The organism is Desulfotignum phosphitoxidans DSM 13687 (assembly GCF_000350545.1).
Lineage (GTDB): Bacteria > Desulfobacterota > Desulfobacteria > Desulfobacterales > Desulfobacteraceae > Desulfotignum > Desulfotignum phosphitoxidans.
On the sequence record NZ_APJX01000015.1, the window covers coordinates 49987 to 72870 of the forward strand.

General features: G+C 51.2%; 23 protein-coding genes. 14 read left to right on the forward strand and 9 right to left on the reverse strand.

Features of this window, described 5'->3' with window-relative positions:
* Positions 1-40 precede the first annotated feature (40 nt).
* The 7 genes from yidC to DPO_RS21850 are packed head-to-tail and all read left to right on the forward strand — an operon-like array spanning position 41 to position 6635.
* Entirely contained in the window at positions 41-1723 is a 1683-nt protein-coding gene (yidC, locus tag DPO_RS21820) for a membrane protein insertase YidC (RefSeq protein WP_006968552.1), read from the forward strand.
* A gap of 13 nt (positions 1724-1736) precedes the next feature.
* Positions 1737-2777 (forward strand): RNA-binding cell elongation regulator Jag/EloR, encoded by a 1041-nt coding sequence (gene jag, locus DPO_RS21825; protein WP_006968553.1) that lies wholly within the window; start codon positions 1737-1739, stop codon positions 2775-2777.
* A gap of 6 nt (positions 2778-2783) precedes the next feature.
* The gene (mnmE, locus tag DPO_RS21830) at positions 2784-4184 is read left to right on the forward strand and encodes a tRNA uridine-5-carboxymethylaminomethyl(34) synthesis GTPase MnmE (RefSeq protein ID WP_006968554.1); all 1401 of its coding nucleotides are present in this window, start codon (positions 2784-2786) and stop codon (positions 4182-4184) included.
* A 12-nt stretch (positions 4185-4196) separates the two neighbouring features.
* Positions 4197-4853 carry a YkgJ family cysteine cluster protein gene (locus DPO_RS21835; RefSeq protein WP_006968555.1) on the forward strand — a complete coding sequence of 219 codons (657 nt, stop codon included), beginning with the start codon at positions 4197-4199 and terminating at the stop codon, positions 4851-4853.
* Positions 4846-5199, forward strand: coding sequence for a hypothetical protein (locus DPO_RS21840; RefSeq protein ID WP_006968556.1), 354 nt, complete (start codon positions 4846-4848; stop codon positions 5197-5199). The genes DPO_RS21835 and DPO_RS21840 overlap by 8 nt, the downstream gene beginning before the upstream one ends.
* Positions 5186-5998 carry a 50S ribosomal protein L11 methyltransferase gene (locus DPO_RS21845; protein ID WP_006968557.1) on the forward strand — a complete coding sequence of 271 codons (813 nt, stop codon included), beginning with the start codon at positions 5186-5188 and terminating at the stop codon, positions 5996-5998. The genes DPO_RS21840 and DPO_RS21845 overlap by 14 nt, the downstream gene beginning before the upstream one ends.
* 7 nt (positions 5999-6005) lie before the next feature.
* Positions 6006-6635 (forward strand): thermonuclease family protein, encoded by a 630-nt coding sequence (locus tag DPO_RS21850; protein WP_006968558.1) that lies wholly within the window; start codon positions 6006-6008, stop codon positions 6633-6635.
* Between the two features lie 6 nt (positions 6636-6641).
* Here the strand turns inward: DPO_RS21850 and DPO_RS21855 are convergent, their stop codons facing one another.
* A complete protein-coding gene (locus tag DPO_RS21855; RefSeq protein WP_006968559.1) occupies positions 6642-7139 on the reverse strand; it encodes a single-stranded DNA-binding protein in 498 nt (165 codons plus the stop codon).
* A gap of 318 nt (positions 7140-7457) precedes the next feature.
* Between DPO_RS21855 and DPO_RS21860 the strand changes: the two genes are divergently transcribed.
* Together DPO_RS21860 and DPO_RS21865 are read left to right on the forward strand one after the other, a co-directional pair.
* Entirely contained in the window at positions 7458-8291 is an 834-nt protein-coding gene (locus DPO_RS21860) for an Mrp/NBP35 family ATP-binding protein (RefSeq protein WP_006968560.1), read from the forward strand.
* Positions 8292-8337: 46 nt separating this feature from the next.
* A complete protein-coding gene (locus DPO_RS21865) occupies positions 8338-8859 on the forward strand; it encodes a NifB/NifX family molybdenum-iron cluster-binding protein (RefSeq protein ID WP_006968561.1) in 522 nt (173 codons plus the stop codon).
* A 2-nt stretch (positions 8860-8861) separates the two neighbouring features.
* Here the strand turns inward: DPO_RS21865 and DPO_RS21870 are convergent, their stop codons facing one another.
* The 3 genes from DPO_RS21870 to DPO_RS21880 all read right to left on the reverse strand — a co-directional run bounded on the left by DPO_RS21870 (position 8862) and on the right by DPO_RS21880 (position 11379).
* Entirely contained in the window at positions 8862-9089 is a 228-nt protein-coding gene (locus tag DPO_RS21870; RefSeq protein WP_006968562.1) for a hypothetical protein, read from the reverse strand.
* Complete coding sequence (locus tag DPO_RS21875) at positions 9086-9931, reverse strand: EamA family transporter (RefSeq protein ID WP_006968563.1); 846 nt, start codon at positions 9929-9931, stop codon at positions 9086-9088. Before DPO_RS21875 ends, DPO_RS21870 begins: the two co-directional genes overlap by 4 nt.
* 218 nt (positions 9932-10149) lie before the next feature.
* Positions 10150-11379, reverse strand: a complete 1230-nt coding sequence (locus tag DPO_RS21880; RefSeq protein ID WP_006968564.1) for a PQQ-dependent sugar dehydrogenase — start codon at positions 11377-11379, stop codon at positions 10150-10152.
* A gap of 105 nt (positions 11380-11484) precedes the next feature.
* Here DPO_RS21880 and DPO_RS21885 point away from each other — a divergent pair, with 105 nt between their 5' ends.
* Entirely contained in the window at positions 11485-12282 is a 798-nt protein-coding gene (locus DPO_RS21885; RefSeq protein WP_040012234.1) for an HD domain-containing protein, read from the forward strand.
* 42 nt (positions 12283-12324) lie between these two features.
* Here the strand turns inward: DPO_RS21885 and DPO_RS21890 are convergent, their stop codons facing one another.
* The 3 genes from DPO_RS21890 to DPO_RS26520 all read right to left on the reverse strand — a co-directional run bounded on the left by DPO_RS21890 (position 12325) and on the right by DPO_RS26520 (position 15076).
* Positions 12325-13503 carry a diaminopropionate ammonia-lyase gene (locus DPO_RS21890; RefSeq protein WP_006968566.1) on the reverse strand — a complete coding sequence of 393 codons (1179 nt, stop codon included), beginning with the start codon at positions 13501-13503 and terminating at the stop codon, positions 12325-12327.
* Entirely contained in the window at positions 13496-14827 is a 1332-nt protein-coding gene (locus DPO_RS21895; protein WP_006968567.1) for an acyl-CoA dehydrogenase family protein, read from the reverse strand. The genes DPO_RS21890 and DPO_RS21895 overlap by 8 nt, the downstream gene beginning before the upstream one ends.
* Positions 14828-14944: 117 nt before the next feature.
* A complete protein-coding gene (locus tag DPO_RS26520) occupies positions 14945-15076 on the reverse strand; it encodes a hypothetical protein (protein ID WP_268870652.1) in 132 nt (43 codons plus the stop codon).
* On the opposite strand from DPO_RS26520, the gene DPO_RS21900 reads away from it, so the two are divergent.
* The 3 genes from DPO_RS21900 to DPO_RS21910 all read left to right on the forward strand — a co-directional run bounded on the left by DPO_RS21900 (position 15075) and on the right by DPO_RS21910 (position 19797).
* Entirely contained in the window at positions 15075-15956 is an 882-nt protein-coding gene (locus DPO_RS21900; protein ID WP_006968568.1) for a Druantia anti-phage system protein DruA, read from the forward strand. The two genes, DPO_RS26520 and DPO_RS21900, sit on opposite strands and share 2 nt — an antisense overlap.
* Positions 15934-17769, forward strand: coding sequence for a hypothetical protein (locus DPO_RS21905; protein WP_006968569.1), 1836 nt, complete (start codon positions 15934-15936; stop codon positions 17767-17769). Before DPO_RS21900 ends, DPO_RS21905 begins: the two co-directional genes overlap by 23 nt.
* 402 nt (positions 17770-18171) lie before the next feature.
* The gene (locus tag DPO_RS21910; RefSeq protein WP_006968570.1) at positions 18172-19797 is read left to right on the forward strand and encodes an ABC-F family ATP-binding cassette domain-containing protein; all 1626 of its coding nucleotides are present in this window, start codon (positions 18172-18174) and stop codon (positions 19795-19797) included.
* Between the two features lie 7 nt (positions 19798-19804).
* Here the strand turns inward: DPO_RS21910 and DPO_RS21915 are convergent, their stop codons facing one another.
* Positions 19805-21742: a TIGR03768 family metallophosphoesterase gene (locus tag DPO_RS21915; RefSeq protein WP_006968571.1), complete on the reverse strand. Its 1938-nt coding sequence runs from the start codon at positions 21740-21742 to the stop codon at positions 19805-19807.
* A gap of 370 nt (positions 21743-22112) precedes the next feature.
* Here DPO_RS21915 and DPO_RS24875 point away from each other — a divergent pair, with 370 nt between their 5' ends.
* Entirely contained in the window at positions 22113-22247 is a 135-nt protein-coding gene (locus DPO_RS24875; protein WP_006968572.1) for a DUF3096 domain-containing protein, read from the forward strand.
* An 18-nt stretch (positions 22248-22265) separates the two neighbouring features.
* On the opposite strand, the gene DPO_RS21920 is transcribed toward DPO_RS24875, so the two are convergent.
* Positions 22266-22808: an NlpC/P60 family protein gene (locus DPO_RS21920; protein WP_024336120.1), complete on the reverse strand. Its 543-nt coding sequence runs from the start codon at positions 22806-22808 to the stop codon at positions 22266-22268.
* Positions 22809-22884 lie beyond the last annotated feature (76 nt).

A 22884-nucleotide genomic window follows, 5' to 3' on the forward strand; every position in this document is an offset into this window, starting at 1 on the left:
GACATTTGTTTGAAAAATAATTTCAAACTGAGGAGAGAAAATGGATGAACAAAAACGATTGTTGTTAGCGGTGTTACTGTCTGTGGTGGTCCTTGTGGGCTATCAGTTCTTTTTTGTCACCCCGCCTGACACCAATCTTCCCCAGACGACCCGGGAATCCCGGGAATCCGTCCCGTCAACGGACCCGTCATCCGATGACTCCCGTTCCACCGTGACCGACTATACCCCCGTGGAACGGAAATCTTCGGCTTTTTCCGACCGGACTGAGCCGATGGATTTCAGAAACATCACCGTGTCCACCCCTTTGTATGACATGGTCATATCCGAACATCTGGCCGCAGTCACCAGTCAGCTGCTTAAACATTATAAAGCCAGTAATGGATCCTCTTCCGACCAGAAACAGATGGTGGATCCCCGGCTGCCCCACGGAACTCTGATCACCGGCACCCGGAGCGGCATCATCGAAGGGCTTGAAAATGCGGTTTTCACCGCTGACACGGATATGTCGGCCCTGAACCTGACCCATGGAAGCCAGACCCTGACATTTTCATGGACCAGTCCCAGGGGCATCCGTGTTCAAAAAATCTACACATTTCAAGCGGATTCCTATCTGATCGACTGTGACGTCGTGATTCAGAACGGGTCGGACATGCCCGTGACCGATCTTCTGGAGATCACCACCCCGGGCATTTTTGACGACGACACCAAAAAACGGTCCCGGTTCGCTTTTGAAGGCCCGGTGGCCTATATCAACGATGAATATCTGACCATCAAACCCAAGAAAATCGAAGAACAGGACACATTCAACGGTGATATCCACTGGACCGGATATACGGACCGGTATTTTCTGACCGCGGTCCTGCCCCGGGCCGAAGGGGACAGTCACCTCAAGCTGTTTTATGACAATGATCTGGCCCAGAGCCGGCTGGCCTGGCAGATGGACCGGATTGATCCGGGCCAGCAGGGGGAATTTCCGTTCACCTATTATTTAGGGCCTAAAAGCTACAAAGTGCTGAGTCAATATGACAACACACTGAAAAAAGCGATTAATTTCGGATTTTTCGATATTCTTGCCAAACCGCTGCTCATCACCATGAATTTTATTCATGACATCATCCCAAACTACGGGGTGGCCATCATCCTGTTGACCGTGCTGATCAAGCTCATTTTCTGGCCGTTGGGCACCAAAAGCTACAAATCCATGAATGAGATGAAAAAAGTCCAGCCCCTGATGATGAAAATCCGGGAAAAATACAAAAATGACAAACAGCGGATGAACCAGGAAGTCATGGCGCTGTATAAGACATACAAAGTCAATCCCGCCTCGGGATGCCTGCCCCTGCTGGTTCAGATGCCGATTTTCTTTGCGTTGTACCGGATGCTTTACCAGGCCATTGAACTGCGTCACGCCCCGTTTGTGGGATGGATTCAGGACCTGTCCGGGCCGGACCGGCTGTTTCATTTTGATTTTGCCATTCCGCTGATGGAAGCGCCTTATGGTATTCCCGTCCTGACATTGATCATGGGAGCTTCCTTTCTGCTCCAGCAGAAAATGACACCCACGGCAGGCGATCCCATGCAGGCAAAAATGATGATGCTCATGCCTGTTTTCATGACCGTACTGTTTATCAATTTTCCATCCGGACTGGTCCTGTACATGCTGGTGAACAACATCATCTCCATGGGTCAACAGTATTACACCCAAAAGAAATTTTCCAAATAGCAGGAGGTCATTCATGAAAAAAACTCAGGAATTCAGCGGAAAAGACGTCGATACCGCCGTCAAAACCGCCTGCGACACCCTTTCCATTTCCAAAAAAGAGCTTAAATATGATGTCATTTCCACGGGTGCATCCGGCATATTCGGAATTGTGGGGCGAAAAGATGCCGTGATCAAAGTGGTTCTCCCCCAGAACAAAGCGGACTCATCTGAAAAAGAACTGGAAGGTATCCGCTCCATGGTGGATGAAGCCTTTGGGCAGGAAACCCGGGTCAGCCCCCCGCCTTCCAGGGAACAATCAAGTGCTGCCGGCAGTGATTCTCCGGTAAAACGGACACCGCCGCCGGCCCGGAATAAACCGGCACCCCTTCCGAAAAAACAGGCGCAACCCCGACCGGTTGAACCAAAACCCGAGCGTTCAACCGATCATCCGGCACCCGCTTCAGAAGAACCGGCGGCTCCGGCTTCGGTACCCGTTTCTCAGGCACCTGAACCCGCTTCTCCAGCACCGGAATTGGCACCTGAAAAGGAAACCGCATCGCCGGAACCGCCGCCTGTGGTGGATGTCACCCAGGAATCCATTGATCTGGGCGTGGAAACCCTGCAAAAAATGGCGGATCTGATCACGGACGATGCCACCGTGGAAGCCCACACCCACCGGGATCATCTCACGTTGAAAATAACCGGGGGCAACGCCGGTATTCTGATCGGCAGAAAAGGCCAGACCCTGGATGCCATGCAGTTTCTCACCGACAAGATCATCAACCGGAAAAGCGAGGCCCGGGTCCGGGTCAAAGTGGATGTGGAAGGGTATATTGAAACCCGGAAATCCAACCTGCGGCATCTGGCCATAAAAATGGCGGAAAAAGCCAAAAAAACCGGTAAACCCGCCACCATCAACCAGATGAGTGCCCAGGACCGCAGAATCGTTCATCTGGCGCTCAAAGATGACAACCGTGTCCGCACCCAGAGCATGGGAGACGGATATTACCGGCGGCTGGTAATTTTTCCCAAAAAAAAGAATTCATTCGCCGGCAAAAAAAGATTCAAAAGATAGGCATCCATGAATGACACCATTGCCGCAATCGCAACGCCTTTTGGCAGCGGTGGTATCGGGGTTATCCGGATGTCCGGTCCCGATGCCGTGGCCATTGCGGCCCAGTTTTTTTCCAGAACCCGGACGGGTCCTCCTTTTACCGGAAATCTGAAAACCCATCAGGTCTATCACGGATATTTTCTGGACAGCGGGGAAGTCATTGATGAGGTGTTGCTCATTCCCATGCGCGGGCCGAAATCCTATACGGCTGAAGATGTGGTGGAAATCCAGGCCCATTCCGGCACCGTGGTTCTTAAACAGATTCTGGAATGCCTGCTGTCCGGCGGGGCCCGCCTGGCGGATCCCGGCGAGTTCACCCGGCGTGCGTTTTTAAATCAGCGCATTGACCTGACCCAGGCCGAAGCCGTGGCAGACATCATCAACGCCCGGTCCACAGCCGCTTTAAAATTTGCTGCGGCCCAGAATACAGGGGCGCTGAAACACCAGATCCAGGAAATGCGAAACCAGTTGATCCAGGTGCTGTCCCAGGTGGAAGTGAGCATTGATTTTCCGGATGATGTGCCCCGGGAAAATGACCCATCCCAAAGCACGGCTGACATCGATTCCGTCATGGACCGGTGCCGGGAATTCATCCGTCAGCATGAAGAGGCCTGTTTTCTGAAAGAAGGGATTTGTCTGGCCATCTGCGGCAAACCCAATGTGGGAAAATCCAGTCTCATGAACCGGCTGCTGTCCAAAGAAAAATCCATTGTCACGGCCCTTCCCGGCACCACCCGGGACCCCATCCAGGAAGCCATGACCATGAACGGAATCCCGTTTGTGGTCACAGACACGGCCGGCATTCATGACACGGATGACCTGGTGGAAATCATCGGCATTGAACGGGCCAAAGATCATATCCGGGGTGCGGATCTGGTATTGTTCATGGTGGAACCCGGAACGGCCCTGTCTGAAATGGAATTTAAAAAAATGGTGCCCCTGGATAAACGCATGCTTGTGGTGGTCAACAAAATCGATCTGACCCGGGACACGAACGGACAGGCCAAACCCGGTGGACCCGGACTGCCTGAACTGCCGGAAATCTGCGATCAGATTCCAAAGATTCATATTTCCGCGCTTCACAACCAGGGGATTCAACCACTCAAAGACAAAATCATGCAGCTTTGCATCGGCGATCTGACCATGGACGGTTCGGCCGTGATTCCCAACCTTCGGCACAAAACCGCGTTAACCAAAGCGCTGTCTTTTCTTGAATCCGCAAAACAGGGTCTGTTGACCGGGCAGCCGGAAGAGACCCTGGCCATTGATTTAAAAAACAGCATTGACCTGCTGGGCAGCATTACCGGTGAAACTGCATCAATTGATATACTGGATACGATTTTTAACAATTTCTGTATCGGAAAATAAAGGATTACACCCATGACACTGGATCTGAAAAAACATTTTACACAATATGAAGCCCTGGTTCAGGTGGTGGACGGGATATTTGACCGGGTGAAACAGGAATTTCCCAAAGAAGTGTTCTGCCGGGAAAAATGCAGCGACTGCTGTTACGCCATTTTTGACATGCCCCTGATCGAAGCCCTTTACCTGAAATCCAAATTTCTGGAAAAATTTTCCGGCAAAGAAAAAAACGATCTGCTGGAAATTGCCGACAAAACCGACCGGGCCCTGGTCAAACTCAAACGGGATGCGTACAAAAAAGTGCAAAAAGGCGCGGATCAGCTGGAAATTGTGGGCCGCATGTCCCAGGAACGGGTGCGCTGCCCCCTGCTGGGATCTGACAATTTGTGCCTGTTGTATGAATTTCGGCCCATTACCTGCCGCATCTACGGCATTCCCACGTCCACAGCGGGTAAAAGCCATATCTGCGGACGGACCAATTTTATCCAGGGAAACGCTTATCCCACGCTGAATATGGACAAGATCTATACCCAGCTTCAACTGATTTCCGCACAGCTCATTAAAGACATCCATTCCCGGAACATCAAAATGCATGAAATGCTGATACCGGTTTCCATGGCCCTGATCACGGATTTCAACGAAGACTATTTAGGGGTGCCCCAGAATGGATAATTTCACCAGAGAACAGATCGAAGAAAAGAAAAAAGCCATTTTCGATGCCATGGGCAAACGGGGCCAGCGCCAGATCCTGAAAAAAGGGTATGACAAATGGGACCCGTTCCAGGAACCCAAAGATCCCATCGATATCCGGAAAGACAAGACCAAGCGGACCTCCCAGGTGCTGATCCGGGAATTTCTGTCCCAGGCCGACCCGGACACCTACACCAACTCCTTTGCCCAGGGAGCCCTGGAAATGTGTCTGGGCATCATCAATGAAGAGGAAAAAATCAGAGGGATGTTCGAGTTTGCCTGCTGGTACAAAAACCTGCTCAAAATAGAAGGACATGACCCCCTTTGACCGAAAGGCCGTTCTGGCCATCCTGGACCATGCCGACACCCGGTTAACGGCCCGGGCCTATGTGCATGACATCGCCGCTGCCATGCACATCCCTTTGTCAGAAGCCAAAACCGTTCTCAAAACCCTGGTCAACCATCAGGATGTCACGTATCAGGAAATTTTCGGCACCACCAGTGTCATTAGAAATTTTCAGAAACCCGTCCAAGTAACGGACCATTTTGTGCTGACACCGCCGGACATTTCGTACGGGTCAGGCCGTCAGGATCTGCATGTCATCCGCCTGGAACCGGGCATCTCCTTCGGGTCCGGCCATCACCCCACCACCCGGCTGTGTCTGTGTGCCATGGAACATTTGTTTTTCCACATCCGGCCCCATGCCTCCATTTTTCAGACCTCAGGGGCGGATATCGGCACGGGTTCCGGGGTCCTGGCCATTGCCCTGTGCCTGGCCGGGGTATCCGGATGTCTGGCCTATGATATTGACCCCAATGCCGTGAGTGAAGCCAAAAAAAACATTGACCTGAACGATCTTTCTGGCAGAATACCCGTATTTAAACATCCCATGCCGGAAACCGGTCCCGGGCTGGGAATCGTGTGCGCCAATCTGAGGACCCCGACTCTGGAAACCCTGGCACCGCTTTTTTGGAAGCGTCTGAACCCCGGCGGTTTTCTCATTTTTTCAGGCATCCGGACATGGGAAGCGGACGCGTTAAAGACCTGTTTTACAAAATACGGGTTGACCCCTGTCTGGGAAAAAACAGATAAAAACTGGGCCGGACTGATTTTTGCCGATCAATGAGATCCCCATGAGTCGATTGCTTAAATATCTGATCCTTTTTCTGGCGCTGTTGGGCCTTGTCATGCCGGTAGCAGGGGATGTGTTCACCTGGATCGATTCAGACGGGGTCCGGCATTTTTCCAATGTTTCCCCGCCGGGAAATGCCGACCATGCAAAGGTGCTTGAATCAGAAACCCGGAACCAGGTCTCATCCGAGCGGCAGTTCAAGGTAGTCAAGGTGTATGATGGCGATTCTTTGCTGGTCAAAGGCCTGGATCTGACCCTTAAAATACGCATGGTGGGCATTGACGCACCGGAAACCGGAGGCAGCAGAAAACCGGGCCAGCCTTTCAGCAGAAAGGCACACCAGTACCTGAACCGCCGGATCCATGACCGGTCGGTCACGTTGAAAACCTATGGTCTGGGCGGTTATAACCGGATTCTGGCGGAAGTGTTCATCAATGACATCAACATGAATCTGGAAATGGTGAAAACAGGCCTGGCAGAAGTGTATCAGGGAAGTATGCCCAAAACATTTGATGCCGCCCCTTATCTGGCAGCCCAGGATCAGGCCAGAAAACGCCGGATCGGCATGTGGGTCCAGGGCAGCCAATATAAAAGTCCCCGGCAGTGGCGAAAGGAAAACCCCAGAAACTGAGCGGCCTTAAAACGGAATGTCCTCATCCTGCATCGGCGGCTGGCCCCCACCCGGACGGGTTGATCCCTGAAAGTTCTGCTGGCTGGGTGCTGCCCCCCCCTGCTGCGGGTATCCGCCACGGGACGGCTCTTTTTGATATCCGCCCGAAGACTGATCATTGCCCTGATTGTCGGACCGGCCGCCCAGAAACTGAAAATTGCTGGTCACCACTTCCGTGATGTAATGAGTCTGGCCGTCTTTTTCATAATTCCGGGTCTGAAGCCGGCCCTCAATGTACACCTGGCTGCCTTTGGACAGATACTTCTCCAGAATTTCAGCTGGTTTGCCAAATGCCACCACCCGGTGCCACTCGGTTTTTTCCTGTTTTTCTCCGGTATTTTTATCCGTCCATTGTTCGCTGGTGGCAATTGAAAAATTCACCACTGCCAACCCCTGCTGGGAATACCGGATTTCCGGGTCCCGGCCCAGGTTTCCGATGAGCATCACTTTGTTCAAACCCGCCATTGTTGACTCCTTTTTTCAGCGTTAATATTGATCCGGTAATATGCACACAACATGGCTGAATTGTCAATTCTTAGTTCGGAATCACGCCTTGAGGCAATAATGCGACTTTATACAAAAATATCGCAGCACTGCAACCTGTCTGTGCCGGGCCCCCGTGTGCCCGTATCCGTGGGTGCCCCGAAACATAAGGGTTTCAGGTGATTTTCTTTTTTATACCACATGGTACGAACCTTGCTTTTCAGTCTTTAGTAATAACTGAACCGACTTTAAAAAGGTCATGACATATCAAATATCGCTCAACCAAAAGGAAACCTTGACATGGCAACACCTATTAAAAACAAGGGTCAAATTGCCGGCCAGATGCCGGGTCCGGACCCGGATGAACAAGCCAGACAGTCTTTGACCCGAATCAAACAAAAATTTATTATTATGAGCGGCAAAGGCGGGGTGGGAAAAACCAGCGTGTCTGTCAACCTGGCCATTGCCCTGGCCGGTATGGGCCATCAGGTGGGATTGCTGGATGTGGATCTGCATGGTCCGGATATCCCGCACATGCTGGGAATATCCGGCATGTTAAAAGCGGATGATACCCAGAAAATGGTCCCTATTGCCTATTCAGATCACCTGAAAATCATTTCCATGGAATCTTTGATGCCCAACAGGGATGAAGCTGTGATCTGGCGGGGTCCGGTCAAACACGGCGCCATCCGTCAATTCATCGGAGATGTCAGCTGGGGGGATCTGGATTACCTGATCATCGACTGTCCTCCGGGTACGGGGGACGAACCATTGACCGTGGCCCAGCTGATCCCGGACGCCAAAGCCGTGATCGTGACCACGCCCCAGGAAGTGGCGTTGGCGGATATCCGGAAATCCATCAGTTTCTGTAAAAATGTCCGGATGGAAATTTTCGGCATCATTGAAAACATGAGCGGATTCACCTGCCCCCACTGCCACAAGGTTGTGGAGCTTTTCGGCGAAGGCGGGGGTGAAAAAACAGCCCGGAACTATGGCATCCCTTTCTTAGGCAAAATTGCCTTTGATCCGGAAATGGTCAGATGCAGCGACAACGGGATGGCATTTCAGCAGCAATTCACCCAATCTCCCATTACAGCGGCATTTAAAAAAATTGCCGAAAAAATGGCGGTGTAACACCGTATTTTGAGTCAATCATACAACAGCGTTTACAGGAGGAAAAATGAAAATAGCAGTCAGTGCCTCGGGTCAGGATCTTGATGCCCAGATCGATCAACGGTTCGGCCGGTGCGACTATTTTTTGATTATCGATACCGATACCATGGAAACTCAAGGGTTTCCCAATGATCACAATTCCCAGACCAGCGGGGCCGGCGTTCAGGCGGCCGGGTTTGTGATTGACAAAGGTGCTGCGGCGGTGTTAACCGGCAGTTGCGGTCCCAAAGCCATGGATGTGTTTAACGCCCAGAATATCCCCGTGTATACGGGCCATGCCGGCAACGTCCGCCAGGCAGTGGAAGCTTTTAAAAAAGCGCCTTCAGGCACATCCGGAGCGCCGGCCACAGGCCAGGGCCAGGGTACGCCCGGCAGCGGGAGAGGCATGGGCGGCGGCGGCAGAGGTATGGGCGGTGGTGGTCGCGGCAGAGGCGTTGCCGGCGGCGGTCGCGGCATGGGAGGCGGCGGCGGCCAGGGCATGGGCGGCGGTCGCGGTATGGGTGGCGGTTGCGGCAGAAAAAACTGCTGAATTCAAATGTCGGTTGCCATAATCTCATCAATGGCGGTATCAAGATGGTCGCAGGAAATCAGATGGACCTTGATCCCGCCATTGGCCAGCACATAGCCCGGCCCTTTGCGGGAGACATCTTCTTTCATGCCCACATGATCGACACCGGCGTTTATCAGCCATTCCGCCACCCGGGTCCCTTTGGCGGTTGCATCATAAACATCCGTATGAGAAGTGGTTGAATTCATCATATGGAAATCAGTCCCAACGCGATAAATGCAATTCCCACCCCCATCCACTGCCGGCGCCGCAGTTTTTCCTTTAAAAACAGCCAGGCCAGCAGGACTGTGGCAGCCGGATAAAGCGATGACAGCACGGCGGACACATCCAGGCGGCCCAGGTGGGCGGCCGTGGAAAACAAAAGATTGCCCAGGGCATCCAGGACCCCGCTCATGACAATGAAAAGCCACTGCCCCGCCTTGGGAGTGCCTGTTTTTCCCACCACCATCACCACGGTGAATAAAAAGGCAACCGATGCCACCCGGGCCCAGACCAAAGACCAGAAAATAGCCAGGTCATTGGCTTTATCGATAAAAATGAAAAACAGGCCAAAACCGACACCTGCGATACAGGACAGCAACAGCTCCCGGCCGGTCATGCGGAACCCGGTATCTGCCGAAGACAACAGCCACACGGCAATGCCGAAACACACAAACCCGGCAAACCGGGTCATGGAGGGCAGGCCGGCATAAACTGCCGTATATCCGATGGGCACCAGAGCCGTGAGTACGGCTGACAACGGCGCCACAATGCCCATGCGCCCCGTGGACAACCCCCGGTACAGCGCAATCAGCCCGATGTTGCCGAAAACCCCGGCAAATGCCCCATACATCAGGTGCCGGACCGGGGGCATGGCTTCCCCGGAAAAAACAGCCATCCCCAGCAGGAACAGGCCCCCGATTAACTGGGAAACCAGCACCACCGTCAGCACATTGCCTTTGCGGGACGCCATCCCGCCGCTGAAATCCCCGGCTCCCCAGGCGGCGGCACTGCCGATGCCGCAGGCAACAGCCAGTGTTTCCGTGCTAATCATCCATCAAATATCCACCGGTCAATCCCATGATAATCCAGGATATAATACCCATTTAAAGTTTCCTTATGATATTTTATTAACCATTTGATTCCGCCTGACACACCAGCCAGTCAGCATCACACAACCAAATTGAACTTATACGCACTTTGAACCGGTTTTTCAATTCCAAAGGACGATAACTTATGTCTGCCATGGGCCGGATTTTGATCCTGCGCTGCTTATTGAGCAGCGTTTTCCAGCCGCCAGATCTCCCCTGCGTCAATGGCCACATACAGTGCGCCCTTTGGCCCCAGGACCAGAGATCGAATCCGCTCTGTGGGCAGGCCGGCGACCACAGCGGTTCCGACCGTCATGCCTTCCGCGTCCATCTCCAATAGCTCAATACGTTTCCCGCGCAGAAATCCCACTGCCAACCGGTTCTCCCAGCCCTTCCAAAGAGATCCTTTCAAAAAGACGCACGGGCTCATCCCCTCGGAAACACCCCGGTTGTTCCATGATGGTTTGAGTGCGTCCGGGAACCGGTCCAGGTCGGTCATGGATGTTGGTGTGCCCTCGGAATTATTGGACATATACCCGCAATAATCCGCCGGACAGGACACCCCTTTTCCCGGCGCCGGATCCCAGCCGCCGTTGCCGCCCGGTGCCAGGGGGGTTACCTCATCGTCATGGCCGGGGCCGTGTTCACTGGCAAAGGCCCGGCCCGTGGCAGGATGAAAGTCAATGCCCTGCACATTGCGGTGGCCATACGTGTAGATGCGCGGATCACCGCCGGCCGGGGCCCGGTTCCCGGACGCCGGGTTGCCGTCACCATCGATGCGCAGGATCTTGCCCCCCAGGCGGGAAAGGTCTTGGGGCAACGGCCCGTCATGGTTGTCGCCCGTGGTGACGTAAAGAGTGCCGTCAAACGGGCTGAACCGGATGCGGCCGCCGCTGTGGGCGCCGGCACCGCCCCACCGGTTCAATGACTGCTTGAATGAGATGTCGGTGACAATGTCCCTGCGGTCGGAAACACCCGCGTAATCTTTGTCAACCCTGAGTCGTACCACCCGGTTGGTCTTAGTCCCGCCGGCATTTGAAGCCATGTACACGTACACCAGGCGGTTTTCATCAAACGCCGGATCCAGGGCCACCCCCAGCATCCCGCTTTGTCCCTGGCAGAAAAAATCCTGGGCAGGCAGGACGGCACCGGCAGTTCCAAACAACCGCCGGACCGTCCCATCCAAAGTGCGCACAGACAGCCCCCGGCATTTTTCCGTAAACAGCATGGTCCCGTCCGGGGCAAATGCCAGATCCCAGGGATCACTGAGTCCGGACATCACCACCGTGCGGGTTAGCTGAAGATCACTGTCTTCCGCCCGCGTTGACCGGTCGCAGCCCCAATGGGCCAGCACAGCTGCAAGCAGAGCCGCTAAAATCGTGAGCAGTGCTCTTGCTGATTTGCGTGTCATGGTATTTCTCCTGAATCGTTTATTTCCTGAATCATATGCCATAATAAAGTTAAATAGAACGTTTGACATTTACATATGAGCATGTTCTTATCTATGCGGTGTATCATGGAAACAAAAATAAAAAAAGATATGTTCAGAAACTGGTTTGACCGGTATGTGGCAGGGTTCACAGCCGGAAAAGACACCGCCTTGGATGTGGTGACAAACATCCGGCTGAAAAAAGATCATTCAGACCGGGTGGTTCAGGAAATTCTGTGGATGGCGGATCAACTGGGCCTGGATAACGAATCCCGGGACCTGGCTGCCGTCATGGCCCTGTTTCACGATATCGGCCGGTTTGCACAGTATGCCCGGTACCGCACCTTTGTGGACCACAGATCAGAAAACCATGCCGAGCTGGGGGTAAAAATTCTGCAGCAACACCAGGTGCTGGACTGCCTGCCCGCAGATCAGGCAGACCTGATCTGCCGGGTGATCTCTTATCACAACCGGGCCGCACTGCCGGATGATGACACCGAAGAATGCCTGTTTTATGCAAGGCTGCTGCGGGATGCGGACAAACTGGATATCTGGCGGGTGCTCATCGACCATTACCAGCACCGGAACCAGGAGGACAACCCGGCCGTTGAACTGGGCCTGGCCGATACTTCCGACATCTCAGATCAGGTGTACGACCGTGTGGTAAATAAAGACATCGTAAATGCCCGCCATGTAAAGAACCTGAATGATTTCAAGCTGCTCCAGATCGGGTGGGTGTTTGACATCAATTTTACACCGGCCCTGCAGCAGGTCAAAGACCGAGGCTACATCGACGCCATCTGCCGAACCCTGCCGCCCTCTGACAGACGGACACGGATCAAACAGGTTGTGGCGGACTGGTTGGACAAAAAACTGCGATCATAACACCCCGGGGAAATCGCTTTTCTGTACATTTTCACCCCTTTTCTAACCCCAGACAATGTCACGATACAGATCCGGATCCGTATCTCCCTCCGTTGAAAACAGCAATACGCTGGAATCGCTGTTCAGGCAGATATCCTTTCTTATTTTCATGTTCTGTCTGGCAGTCATTATTTCAAACAATGCGCCGAGTGTCACAGCACCGGATTCTCCGGAAATGACAGGTTGATCTGTTGCCAAAGGATTGCCCAGCACCTTCATCCCTTTCCGGGCGATTTCATCCGCGCACATCAAAAAGGCATGGGCACCTGATTTCAGTATCTCCCAGCCCATCAGACTGGGCTCCCCGCATGACAGTCCTGCCATGATAGTGGCCAAATCACCCTTGATCCTGACCCGTTCCCCATTTTTAATGGATTCAAACAGACACGGGGCGCCTTCAGGTTCCACCACAATAAATGTCGGTGCATCCCCGCCGGCCAGGCTGACAAGGGTTCCAACCATGGCAGCGGCAAACGATCCCACACCGGCCTGTACAAAGACATGGGTCGGAAGATGCTTTTTTCCCGGGCCGATGGATTCGGTTATCAGTGTTGAATAGCCCTGCATGATATGGCGCGGAACTGTTTCGTACCCTTCCCAGGAGGTGTCCTGGAGCAGTGTCCAGCCGTTTTCCTGTGCTTTGCGGCTGGCATGCATTACGCTGTCATCAAAATTCATGCCCGTGATCGATGCCTGGGCCCCATAATGTCGGATGGCTTCCAATCTGATCAATGAAGACCCTTTGGGCAGATACACCACGGCTTTGCAGCCGAACTGTTTCGCAGCCCAGGCAACGGCCCTTCCATGATTGCCGTCCGTGGCCGTCACAAAAGTGATGTGATCATAGGCGGATTTGCGGGCAATGATATTATGGTAGGTTAATTCATCATCATCTAATCCGATCACGTCACCCAGGCATTTTGCCATGGCATAACTGGCCCCCAGGACTTTGAACGCCTTTAAATCAAAGCGATGGTTTTCATCTTTGATCCACAGCTGGTTTATTCCCAGATAACCGGCCAGGCCCGGCAGCCGGACCAGCGGGGTGGGCCTGTAACCCGGCAGGCTGCGATGAAAATCATGGACATGCCGGACGGTTTCTTTGTTTGCAAAATCAAACAAGGCTGTGTCAGGTGCTTGGGACAGGTCATTGACCTGACAGGAAATCAACTTTTTATTCATGGCTGTCATGCCCGTACAATTTAAACGCTCCCCTGGGAAACAGGCAGACCGGGCAGGTCTCAGGCGGTTCTTCTCCGTAATGGACATGCCCGCACATGGAACAGCGCCAGATCCCGGCATCTTTTTCAAGCGGTTTATCTTTTGATACGGGGAATTCAGACAAATCCGGCATGACCGGCTCATAGGTGTTCAATGCATGGCCTGCCAGGATCATTCGCTGGATTTCGCTGGTGCCTTCGTAAATCCGGTAAAGCCTTATATCCCGCATCAGTTTTTCCACAGGAAACATTTGGGTATATCCAAACCCGCCCAGTATCTGGAGGGCTTCGTCCACCACCTCCCAGGCTGCTTCTGTGGCATACATTTTTGCAACGGATGCAGAGATGGTGGGGTCAGGCAGATTGTCCGCTTCCCAGGCGCCCTTGTGAACAAGCAGCCTTGCGGTCTCGATCTTCTGAAACATCTCGGCAATCTTGAACTGAAGGGATTGAAAATTGACGATTGGGGTGCCGAAGGCCTTGCGCTTTTTGACATATGAGATGGCAAATTCCATGGCGGATCTGGCCGCGCCCACGGCAAAGGCCCCGATCATGGGCCGGGTCCGGGAAAAGGTTTTCATGGCCAGCATAAATCCCTTTCCAGGTTCTGCAATGACATTTTCAGCCGGCACCCGGACATTGTGAAAGGACAATCCAGCCGTGTTGGAGCAGCGCTGCCCCATTTTCGGGATGGGTTTTCCCACGGCCACCCCTTCCCATTCTTTTTCAACGACAAACGCACAGATCCCGTCATGCTTTTTGTCTGGATCCACCGTGGCAAAAATGGTCATGTAGTCGGCAATGCCCCCATTGGTGATCCAGAACTTGGTGCCGTTCAGAATATAATCATCGCCTTCTTTTTTCGCCCGGCACCGGATACCGGAAACATCAGAGCCCATGAACGCCTCAGAAGTAGCAAAACAGATCAGTTTGAAATTTTTGGCAATATCCGTGAGATATTTCTGTTTCGCCGTTTCATTGTCCGACAGGATAATGGGCTCCATGCCCAGGGAATTGTCAAAAATGGAGGTGGCAATCCCAGGGCAGGCCGCGGAGATCTCCTCGGTGATCAACGCCCCTTCCAAAAGGCCATATCCCTTGCCGCCATAGGCTTTTGGGATGTCCGAATTCATCACCCCGACATGAAAGGCTTTTTCAAGCACATCCATGGGGGTCTGGTCTTTTTCATCATACTGCCAGGCCTTTGGCAGCACTTCTTTGAGGGCAAACCGCCTGGCATTGCTGCGTATCTCTTTCTGGGTGTCGGATAATTGAAAATTGAGCATGCTGTCTCCTTTTTGGTTTGTTGAAAACCGGACTGTATTTCCATATCATTTTTGAGGCTGTTTAATACTGCAGGAGCCGCATAAAACCAACCAGTTTCAACCCGCCTCGTTTTCATTTCAACCCGCTTTTTTTCCATCGCCGCCATCGTCAATTGCCTTCACTCTTTGACAAAGCCAGCTAAAAATTTTTTCAAATTCGTGCATTTTTTGCTGGCGTCCCCTTTTCCTTTTTGCTATAAGCTTTTTCATGGAACCTTTAATCATCAGAAACCGCAAAATCACCGCCGAAGATCTGCCTGTTATCCAGGCGGTGGTTAACGAGCACTGGGACAAGGGTCGGACCCATATATCCCGGGAACTTTGCAAACACTGGAACTGGGTTCAGCCCAGCGGCCGGCTCAAGGACATGGCCTGCCGGGAACTGCTTTTGACCCTTTACCGAAAAGGGTTGATCAAATACCCACCTGCAAAATGCGGTTCCCATAACGTCAGCAAGCCTGCCGTCATGATTCATGTGGATCAGACTCCCATCAACTGCACCCTTAAAGAGCTTGGTCCTGTCCGGGTGGAGATGGTCCGGTATACAGAGCATGAACCTCTTTACAACAGTCTGGTGGATCAGTTTCATTACCTTGGATATTCCCAGATTGTGGGCAATCATCTCAAATACATGGCGTTTGCAGGAGATGTGCCCCTGGCCTGCATCGGCTGGGGATCGGCTGCCTGGGCTGTCAAATCCAGAGAACAATTCATCGGATGGCCAAAGCCGGTTAAAAACGAACGCCTTCATTATATTGCAAATAATACCCGGTACCTGATTCTTCCCTGGGTCACTGTAAAGTGTCTGGCTTCCAGGGTTCTGGCGCTGAACATCAAGCGGATCAGCGAGGACTGGCATAAGATGTATCATTTTCCATTATATCTGCTGGAGACCTTTGTGGAACAGGACCGGTTCAAGGGCACCTGCTATCAAGCCTCCAACTGGATTCTGGTGGGTGAGACCAAGGGGACGTCCAAAAAAGGACACAAGCATCTGAAGCATGACAAAATCAAGGATGTGTATGTGTACCCGCTGCATAAACATTTTAAAAAGCTGTTGATCGGAGATGGCATCTCTCAGGCGGTTTGATATCGGCAGTATCAGCAGAAAGCTTAACGGGATCAATGCCCGGATCTCGGTAGCCAACAGTATTCCTTTTCCCTGCCTGAACCTTCTCTCGTCTTATCAGTTCAAAAAACGGTTTGTCAAAGTCCTTCCCAACGGGGATGTTCAGGGCGGATTTTCGCGGATGATCATCTCGTTGATCGATTTTTCCTTTGTCCGGTCCCTGACCGCTCACCTTTACACCATGAAAAGTCCTCCACCATATGATCCGGTCTCTTTGTTTCTGCTGGAGCTGTTCCGGTACATCGATCAATACCCGAACATGGACCGGTTCCTCAAGGATCTTCGGGACAAGGACAAAGGCCGGGCGTATCGGACCTACGCCGGCATTGATATGAACCATATTCCCACCAAGGGCACGTTTTCCCACTTCAAGCTCCGGCTGGGAGAAGGACTGTACAATGAAATTTTCCATATTCTGGTGGATATTTTTCACCAGCTTGAAATGATCACCTTTGACATCATTGCCCATGACGGCACCTTATTCCCCACCCGGGCCAGGTATAAAGGCTGCACCTGTTTTTCCGGACAGTGTGAACGAATTGAAGCCAATGACGTCATCGACCGGGTTAAAAAGCAGGTGTTTTACCGGTTGAACAACCTGGCCAAGGTTGATCTTGAAAAACCGTTCAAGATCAAGATCGATTGTCCCTGCGACACACTTCCTGAAAAGGTAAAGCGGCCCAGAATTGAAGCACTGGTCATGAAAATCAGTGTTATGGACGACGCTATGTCTCAAAATCAGATCCATACCGCCATGCTCTTCGGGGTCAAGGAACAGCTGGACAAACAGGGGCTGTGTCTGAATACCATCCGGACCAACATTGCCGAGCTGGCACCGGACCTGGACCGAATCATTCTCAGATGCCCCAAAATACCCACAGACACTGATGCCCGGATCGGGGTCCGAAATGACCCAAAAAATTCAGCCAGAAAACAAAAAATATTTGGATACAACATGGTCCTCTCCACTTCGGTTGAACTGGACCTGAAGCTGGAACTGCCGGTAGGTGTTGTGAATATGGCGGGAAACGGCAAAGAAGGGGAAAAAATCATCACCCTGGGACAGCAGACCCGATCCCACCATGACTGCCGACCAAAAATTGATATTGCAGATGCCAAGTATGATAACACGGAAAATTATACCTTTTTAAGGGACAATGGATCCATTCCCATTATCGATTACAATGCCAGAAGAGAAAACCTGACTGCCAAAGCACTCAGGGAGCGAGGGTATGACCGCAACGGCTGGCCTTATGCCCCATGTGGCATGCCCACCCGGACCAATGGCTTTGATGCTGCCCGTCAACGACTGACGTTCTGCTGCATGAAACAGTGCCTGAAACTGAAGGCACCGGGCATACGTATTCTTGACAAAGCCTATGATATCAAAGCGTGTAATCATCTGAAAAAAACCTGCGGTTATACAACCCATTCCTTTATTCATCAACACCCCCGGCTGTTGAATGAAATTCCCCGGGGAACCCGGCTGTACAATGAGATCAAGCGCTGCAGGTCCGCCTCTGAACGATCCAACAGTACCGTCAAAGAAACCCTGAATATCCTGGAAAAACCCATTGTGTATAATAAGGTAAGGGCAGATATCCTGGTACAGATTGCAACCATTGTCCTGCTTTTATATCGGGCGTTCGCCTTTATCGTCAAAATATCGATGCTGTTCATGAAATACCGGGAGACACAAGATCCGGACATTGCAAAAAAGTTACAGGCGTTTGAGGTGCCAAAGGCCATCCGGAATATCATCCAAAGAGAATGATCCGAAAACAGACCGATTCTGCTCCCTGCCTGAAGGTCAGTTCCTGACCTTACGTCCTTCTTTTTTTCTCTGCTGATTTTTTCTTCTTTTCTGGTCAATTTTGTTCCCGATTTAAGATCAATATATCGGTATTTTCTGTCCCACAGCTTTTACTACCCGTCGCTTTTCGCACCTGCTGACCGGTACCGCGATTTTAGGCCCCAGTATTAAACAACCTCATTTTTCAGATATCAAGCCAACAAAATGGTTTGTCCGGATAACCAAAATATTCACAATGTCCTGAACAGATAAAAGTCTTGCATTTTATTTAAAAAAACGACATGATACAGTTCATTTTTTCAACCACAGGATACTTTTCCTGTGGTTTTTTTTATTGAATACCTAAGGAAGCGAATATACATTATGATCTGTGCAAACAATATCGCCCTGGCTTATGGCAAACAGGTGCTGTTCAAAGATGTAAACATCATGTTCAAACCCGGAAACTGTTACGGGCTTATCGGGGCCAACGGGGCGGGAAAATCCACTTTTTTAAAAATTCTGGCCAGAGAGATTGAACCGGATGCCGGCGACATCAGTGTGGGCCCCAAAGAAAGAATTGCCGTGTTACGACAGGATCACTTTGCCTTTGACACCCACGGGGTGCTGGATACGGTCATCATGGGGCACAAAAAACTGTATGCAGTCATGGCTGAACGCGAAGCCTTGTATGCAAAGCCTGATTTTTCAAATGAAGACGGTCTGAGATCCGGGGAGCTGGAAATTGAATTTGAGGAAATGAACGGATATGATGCAGAGTCTGAAGCAGCGGTCCTGCTCAAAAATCTGGGTATTGCAGAACCTTTGCACACCAGAAAAATGAAAGAACTGGAAGGCGGTGAAAAAGTCCGGGTGCTCCTGGCCCAGGCCCTGTTCGGAAACCCGGATGTGCTGTTGCTCGATGAGCCCACCAACAATCTGGACATTCACTCCATCGCCTGGCTGGAAGACTTTTTGTACCGGTTTAAAAATACCGTCATTGTGGTATCCCATGACCGGCATTTCATGAATCAGGTCTGCACCCACATTGCCGATATTGATTTTAATAAAATTGCCGTGTATGCGGGCAATTATGATTTCTGGTACCAGGCCAGCCAGTTGAACCTGAAGCAAAAACAGGCTGACAACAAAAAGATCACGGACCGGGCCAATGAACTCAAGACCTTTATCCAGAGATTTTCTTCCAATGCCTCCAAGTCCAAACAGGCCACGTCCAGAAAAAAACTGCTGGAAAAACTGACCATTGAAGACATGCCCGTATCATCCAGAAATTATCCGTTTATCCGGTTTACCCCGGAACGGCCCTGCGGCAATATTATCCTTGAAGTGGAAGGGCTTTCAAAGACCATTGACGGGGAAAAGATTCTTGATAATGTCAGTTTTACCGTCAATAAAAACGACAAAATCGCTTTCATGGGAAATAACAGCCTGGCCAAAACCACCCTTTTCCAGATCATTGCAGGAGAAATGAAACCGGATACAGGCAGTTACCGGTGGGGAACCACCATCAGCCATTCCTATTTTCCCAAAGAGCACCAGGGGTATTTCAACCAAAACCTGAACCTGATTGAATGGCTGCTTCAGTTTGCCCCGCCCAAAGAGGGAGAAAGCTTTGCCCGCACGTTTTTGGGACGTATGCTCTTTTCAGGGGAGGAAGCCCTCAAAACCACGGATGTGCTTTCCGGCGGGGAAAAAGTGCGCTGCATGCTTTCCCGCATGATGCTTGCCCGATCCAATGTCCTGATCCTGGACGAGCCCACCAATCACCTGGATCTCGAATCCATCACGGCATTGAATAACAGCCTGATCGATTTTCCCGAGGTGGTGCTTTTCACCTCCCATGACCATGAATTTGTCAATACGCTCGTCAACCGGGTCATCGAGCTCACACCCGCCGGTATTATCGACCGGTTGATGCGCTTTGATGAGTATGTGGCGAGTACGGAAGTGGCAAAAACAAGAGAATTGATGGTAAAAAAAGCCGCCTGAGATCTGCCTATATTGTGGGAAACAGCATTTGCATCTTCGCTGTCATTGCCGGGCTCAGCTGTTTAAGCAGCTCAGCATTATACGAACCCGTCGGCATCGGCCGAATGCCCGGGTCCATTACAACTCTGCCATCCACGCGTACTTCGGTTTGAGTGGCTGGGTCGACCCGGTAGTTGGACTGATGATCCGCTTGATATATCACCCCGGTGTTGACAATCTGCTGGGCTGCCACCGCATACTTGCGGGAGGTCCAGGCAGGCGTGCCTGGTTTGGCTGCCGGATCCACGTTGGTCGTGAAAATGGAAATCGTGTAGTCGCTGTTGAGCTTGATATCAAACATGCGTAACTGCTGGGGAAAATCACGCAGCGATGAGGTTTCCACCTGCCAGAAACCATTTTCAGGCGCGTGGACCGGATCAGGTGATTCAAATGCCTTAACGGCATTCACATGCCGATGACCGGCGACCCACATCAGCAGATTGGGATGGCGGTGAAGTTCTTCCAGTAATTCGGGCAGGTCCACCGCATTTTGCGGCGCATCGGGGTTGGCGGAATTATCAAGCCACTCCATAAAGGTTCCTGCTTTTTGAACGCCAATGGGGATATGCGCCGCAATGATCATGAGTTGATCCTGATCATCTCCGTCCGCAAGCTCTTCTTTAAGCCATTGCCAGCGGGCTTTATCAAGGAAACCATGCCCGTGGATGGCCGTGGATTGGTCGTCTTCCCTCTGGGTGTTATCCAGGACAATCACTTTAATGGGTATTTCCGCTTTTGGTATAAAACTGTAACAGGCAAAGCCGGGCTCCTGTCCCGGAGGCACCCGGTCAAAGCCATGGCCAACGGGTTTGGTCGAGGTGTTAAAAAACGCCTCAATCCACTGGGTCTTGGTCAGTGAATAGCGGTCCGGGTCGGCAACAATTTCGGGGGGCGTGCTGAAGTTGTCAACCGGACCATATTTTATGATCTTACCGTTCGGGGTCGTGCCGTCAAGGACGCCCATATAGTAAAGGGTCTCTTCAGGGTTTTTATGGCTGTATATGTCGTTGGCGCGGCAGACTGTATTTGACATGGCAATGACCTGGTCGCTGATGCAGGATTCCCGCAATTTCGGGTCATCGCCGTATCTGCCGTCCGGCGGGATGGAGCCAAGCCAGAAATGATCGTGATTGCCGATGGTTTGATACCAGGGAATCGACGGGTCAAGCCCGGCGGCTTTGAAAGGTTTCTGATAATCGATATCATCGGCGCCCGCATGCGCACCGGAACTGGGTTGGATCACCTTGCCGTCAAGGACATCGATATACCACCTTAACTCGTTGTACTGGGTGCTGTTGCAGGTATCCCCCAAAGAGATGCCGAAGTCGACGGGATCTTTTTTATGCAGGGCGTTTACCGTCTGGATCGCTGCATCCAGCACATGGGGTGTGTACATCATGACAGGCGAATAAACTGACGTGACACCGGCTTCGAAACCACATGAATTCAGCTGTTGCATATAGATCAACTGGGAAGGCGATTCTTTATCCGTGATATGGATATCCGTGATGCTGAAAAATCTTAACAATGTGGCACAATGACTGCTTTGCGGAGGGGAATAGTCCCCCATGATATCGACGCGCTGTTCACAAACCAGCGGTCCGCCATACGTCCAGACACCATATCCATTTTGATCGTATTCTGAAATAAGGTTGAGATCTTCCGGTAAAATAGCCTTTGATGTTAATTCGGGCTCAATGGTTCTATCAAGCGTCGTATAAACATCGGAATCAATCGAATAAGGCGGGACATTTACAACCCCGCTGTCACCGTGTTTGCATCCAAGCATCCATGGACCCAAAGAAACACATGCAACGGTGCCGGCGGTAACTTTTATAAAGCAACGGCGCGATACAACACGGCACGGCTTTGAATTTTCCCTGCTTTTGAAATCATCGTTTGTCATGGTTTCTCCTTTTTATGCGCCGATTGTGTGAACCGCTTAAATGGCATGCTTATGGGATAAAATCAATTAAAATTTCAAGCGCCTCCATCTGCAGTTCCATGGGACCTGTGATGGGAGCCTTCCCAAAAACCCGGCCATATATGGCCACTGGTCGCATATGATCTTTTTTTTATGGCTGCGCATGGCAACCCGATATTACGCTTGTAATTGATTGATCAAACGAAATCAGATAGATATGGAAAACAGCCCTGCATGTTACAACGCTGGCACAAAGATTGAAGTAACAAGAAAGAATGAAACGTTTACCCCATAATCGAGTCCATGAACGGATGAAATATCGGTTCATGCCGCGTTTGGAAAGGACAAAGCCATGCAGTTAGATATCTCACCACAACCCGTAGTTTCTCTTCTCGCCGGCATATTGATTTTTATTATGCCGAAATTATTGAATTATATCGTTGCCGTTTATCTCATTATTATCGGCGTGCTCGGGTTGATCCACTGACGTGCAGGGGGTTCATTTTTAAAAACCGACCCGTTTTGTTTTCCAATATTTTGATTTCCAATAAGGATCATCCAACCTCGAAATCATAACCCCTTTTTTCTTGGATGCATGCATAAATGAACTGTTTTCTAAATAAATGCCTACATGCCTTACCGTCCAACCGGTTTTAAAAAACACCAGATCCCCTGAACGGCGTTTGTCTGTTTGAATTTCTTTACCGATCTGAGACTGTAACCTGGTGGAACGAGGCAATTTTTTATCAAATAATTCCAGATAGGTTAAATAGACAAAGCCTGAACAATCAACACCATTTTTACTCAGCCCGCCCATTTTATATCTGACACCTTTCCATTTATCGTATTGTGAGTACAATCGATCTGTTACGGTTTCTTTATTTGACACGGCATTGTTTTTTAACGGCCGGGAATCAGGTGCGTGGCTGCATGCATGTTCTGTTCGATCTTGGCCTTGCGCTCTTCGCCGGGAATCAGGTACGTGGCTGCATGCTGTTATTGAAAAACATAAAAAAACCGCTGTCATCAATAAAAAAAACTGATTCAATCTGTATCCCTTTATTTTCCTTGTTCGGCCGGGAGCCTTGGGTAACAGTTTTACGCAGCAGTGGCTGCTGGTTTAT

Excerpts from the sequence above, each read along its gene's own strand:
- yidC (WP_006968552.1), top strand. The coding sequence starts at position 41 with ATGGATGAACAAAAACGATTGTTGTTAGCGGTGTTACTGTCTGTGGTG.
- jag (WP_006968553.1), top strand. The coding sequence starts at position 1,737 with ATGAAAAAAACTCAGGAATTCAGCGGAAAAGACGTCGATACCGCCGTC.
- mnmE (WP_006968554.1), top strand. The coding sequence starts at position 2,784 with ATGAATGACACCATTGCCGCAATCGCAACGCCTTTTGGCAGCGGTGGT.
- DPO_RS21835 (WP_006968555.1), top strand. The coding sequence starts at position 4,197 with ATGACACTGGATCTGAAAAAACATTTTACACAATATGAAGCCCTGGTT.
- DPO_RS21840 (WP_006968556.1), top strand. The coding sequence starts at position 4,846 with ATGGATAATTTCACCAGAGAACAGATCGAAGAAAAGAAAAAAGCCATT.
- DPO_RS21845 (WP_006968557.1), top strand. The coding sequence starts at position 5,186 with ATGACCCCCTTTGACCGAAAGGCCGTTCTGGCCATCCTGGACCATGCC.
- DPO_RS21850 (WP_006968558.1), top strand. The coding sequence starts at position 6,006 with ATGAGTCGATTGCTTAAATATCTGATCCTTTTTCTGGCGCTGTTGGGC.
- DPO_RS21855 (WP_006968559.1), bottom strand. The coding sequence starts at position 7,139 with ATGGCGGGTTTGAACAAAGTGATGCTCATCGGAAACCTGGGCCGGGAC.
- DPO_RS21860 (WP_006968560.1), top strand. The coding sequence starts at position 7,458 with ATGGCAACACCTATTAAAAACAAGGGTCAAATTGCCGGCCAGATGCCG.
- DPO_RS21865 (WP_006968561.1), top strand. The coding sequence starts at position 8,338 with ATGAAAATAGCAGTCAGTGCCTCGGGTCAGGATCTTGATGCCCAGATC.
- DPO_RS21870 (WP_006968562.1), bottom strand. The coding sequence starts at position 9,089 with ATGATGAATTCAACCACTTCTCATACGGATGTTTATGATGCAACCGCC.
- DPO_RS21875 (WP_006968563.1), bottom strand. The coding sequence starts at position 9,931 with ATGATTAGCACGGAAACACTGGCTGTTGCCTGCGGCATCGGCAGTGCC.
- DPO_RS21880 (WP_006968564.1), bottom strand. The coding sequence starts at position 11,379 with ATGACACGCAAATCAGCAAGAGCACTGCTCACGATTTTAGCGGCTCTG.
- DPO_RS21885 (WP_040012234.1), top strand. The coding sequence starts at position 11,485 with ATGGAAACAAAAATAAAAAAAGATATGTTCAGAAACTGGTTTGACCGG.
- DPO_RS21890 (WP_006968566.1), bottom strand. The coding sequence starts at position 13,503 with ATGAATAAAAAGTTGATTTCCTGTCAGGTCAATGACCTGTCCCAAGCA.
- DPO_RS21895 (WP_006968567.1), bottom strand. The coding sequence starts at position 14,827 with ATGCTCAATTTTCAATTATCCGACACCCAGAAAGAGATACGCAGCAAT.
- DPO_RS21900 (WP_006968568.1), top strand. The coding sequence starts at position 15,075 with ATGGAACCTTTAATCATCAGAAACCGCAAAATCACCGCCGAAGATCTG.
- DPO_RS26520 (WP_268870652.1), bottom strand. The coding sequence starts at position 15,076 with ATGAAAAAGCTTATAGCAAAAAGGAAAAGGGGACGCCAGCAAAAAATG.
- DPO_RS21905 (WP_006968569.1), top strand. The coding sequence starts at position 15,934 with ATGGCATCTCTCAGGCGGTTTGATATCGGCAGTATCAGCAGAAAGCTT.
- DPO_RS21910 (WP_006968570.1), top strand. The coding sequence starts at position 18,172 with ATGATCTGTGCAAACAATATCGCCCTGGCTTATGGCAAACAGGTGCTG.
- DPO_RS21915 (WP_006968571.1), bottom strand. The coding sequence starts at position 21,742 with ATGACAAACGATGATTTCAAAAGCAGGGAAAATTCAAAGCCGTGCCGT.
- DPO_RS24875 (WP_006968572.1), top strand. The coding sequence starts at position 22,113 with ATGCAGTTAGATATCTCACCACAACCCGTAGTTTCTCTTCTCGCCGGC.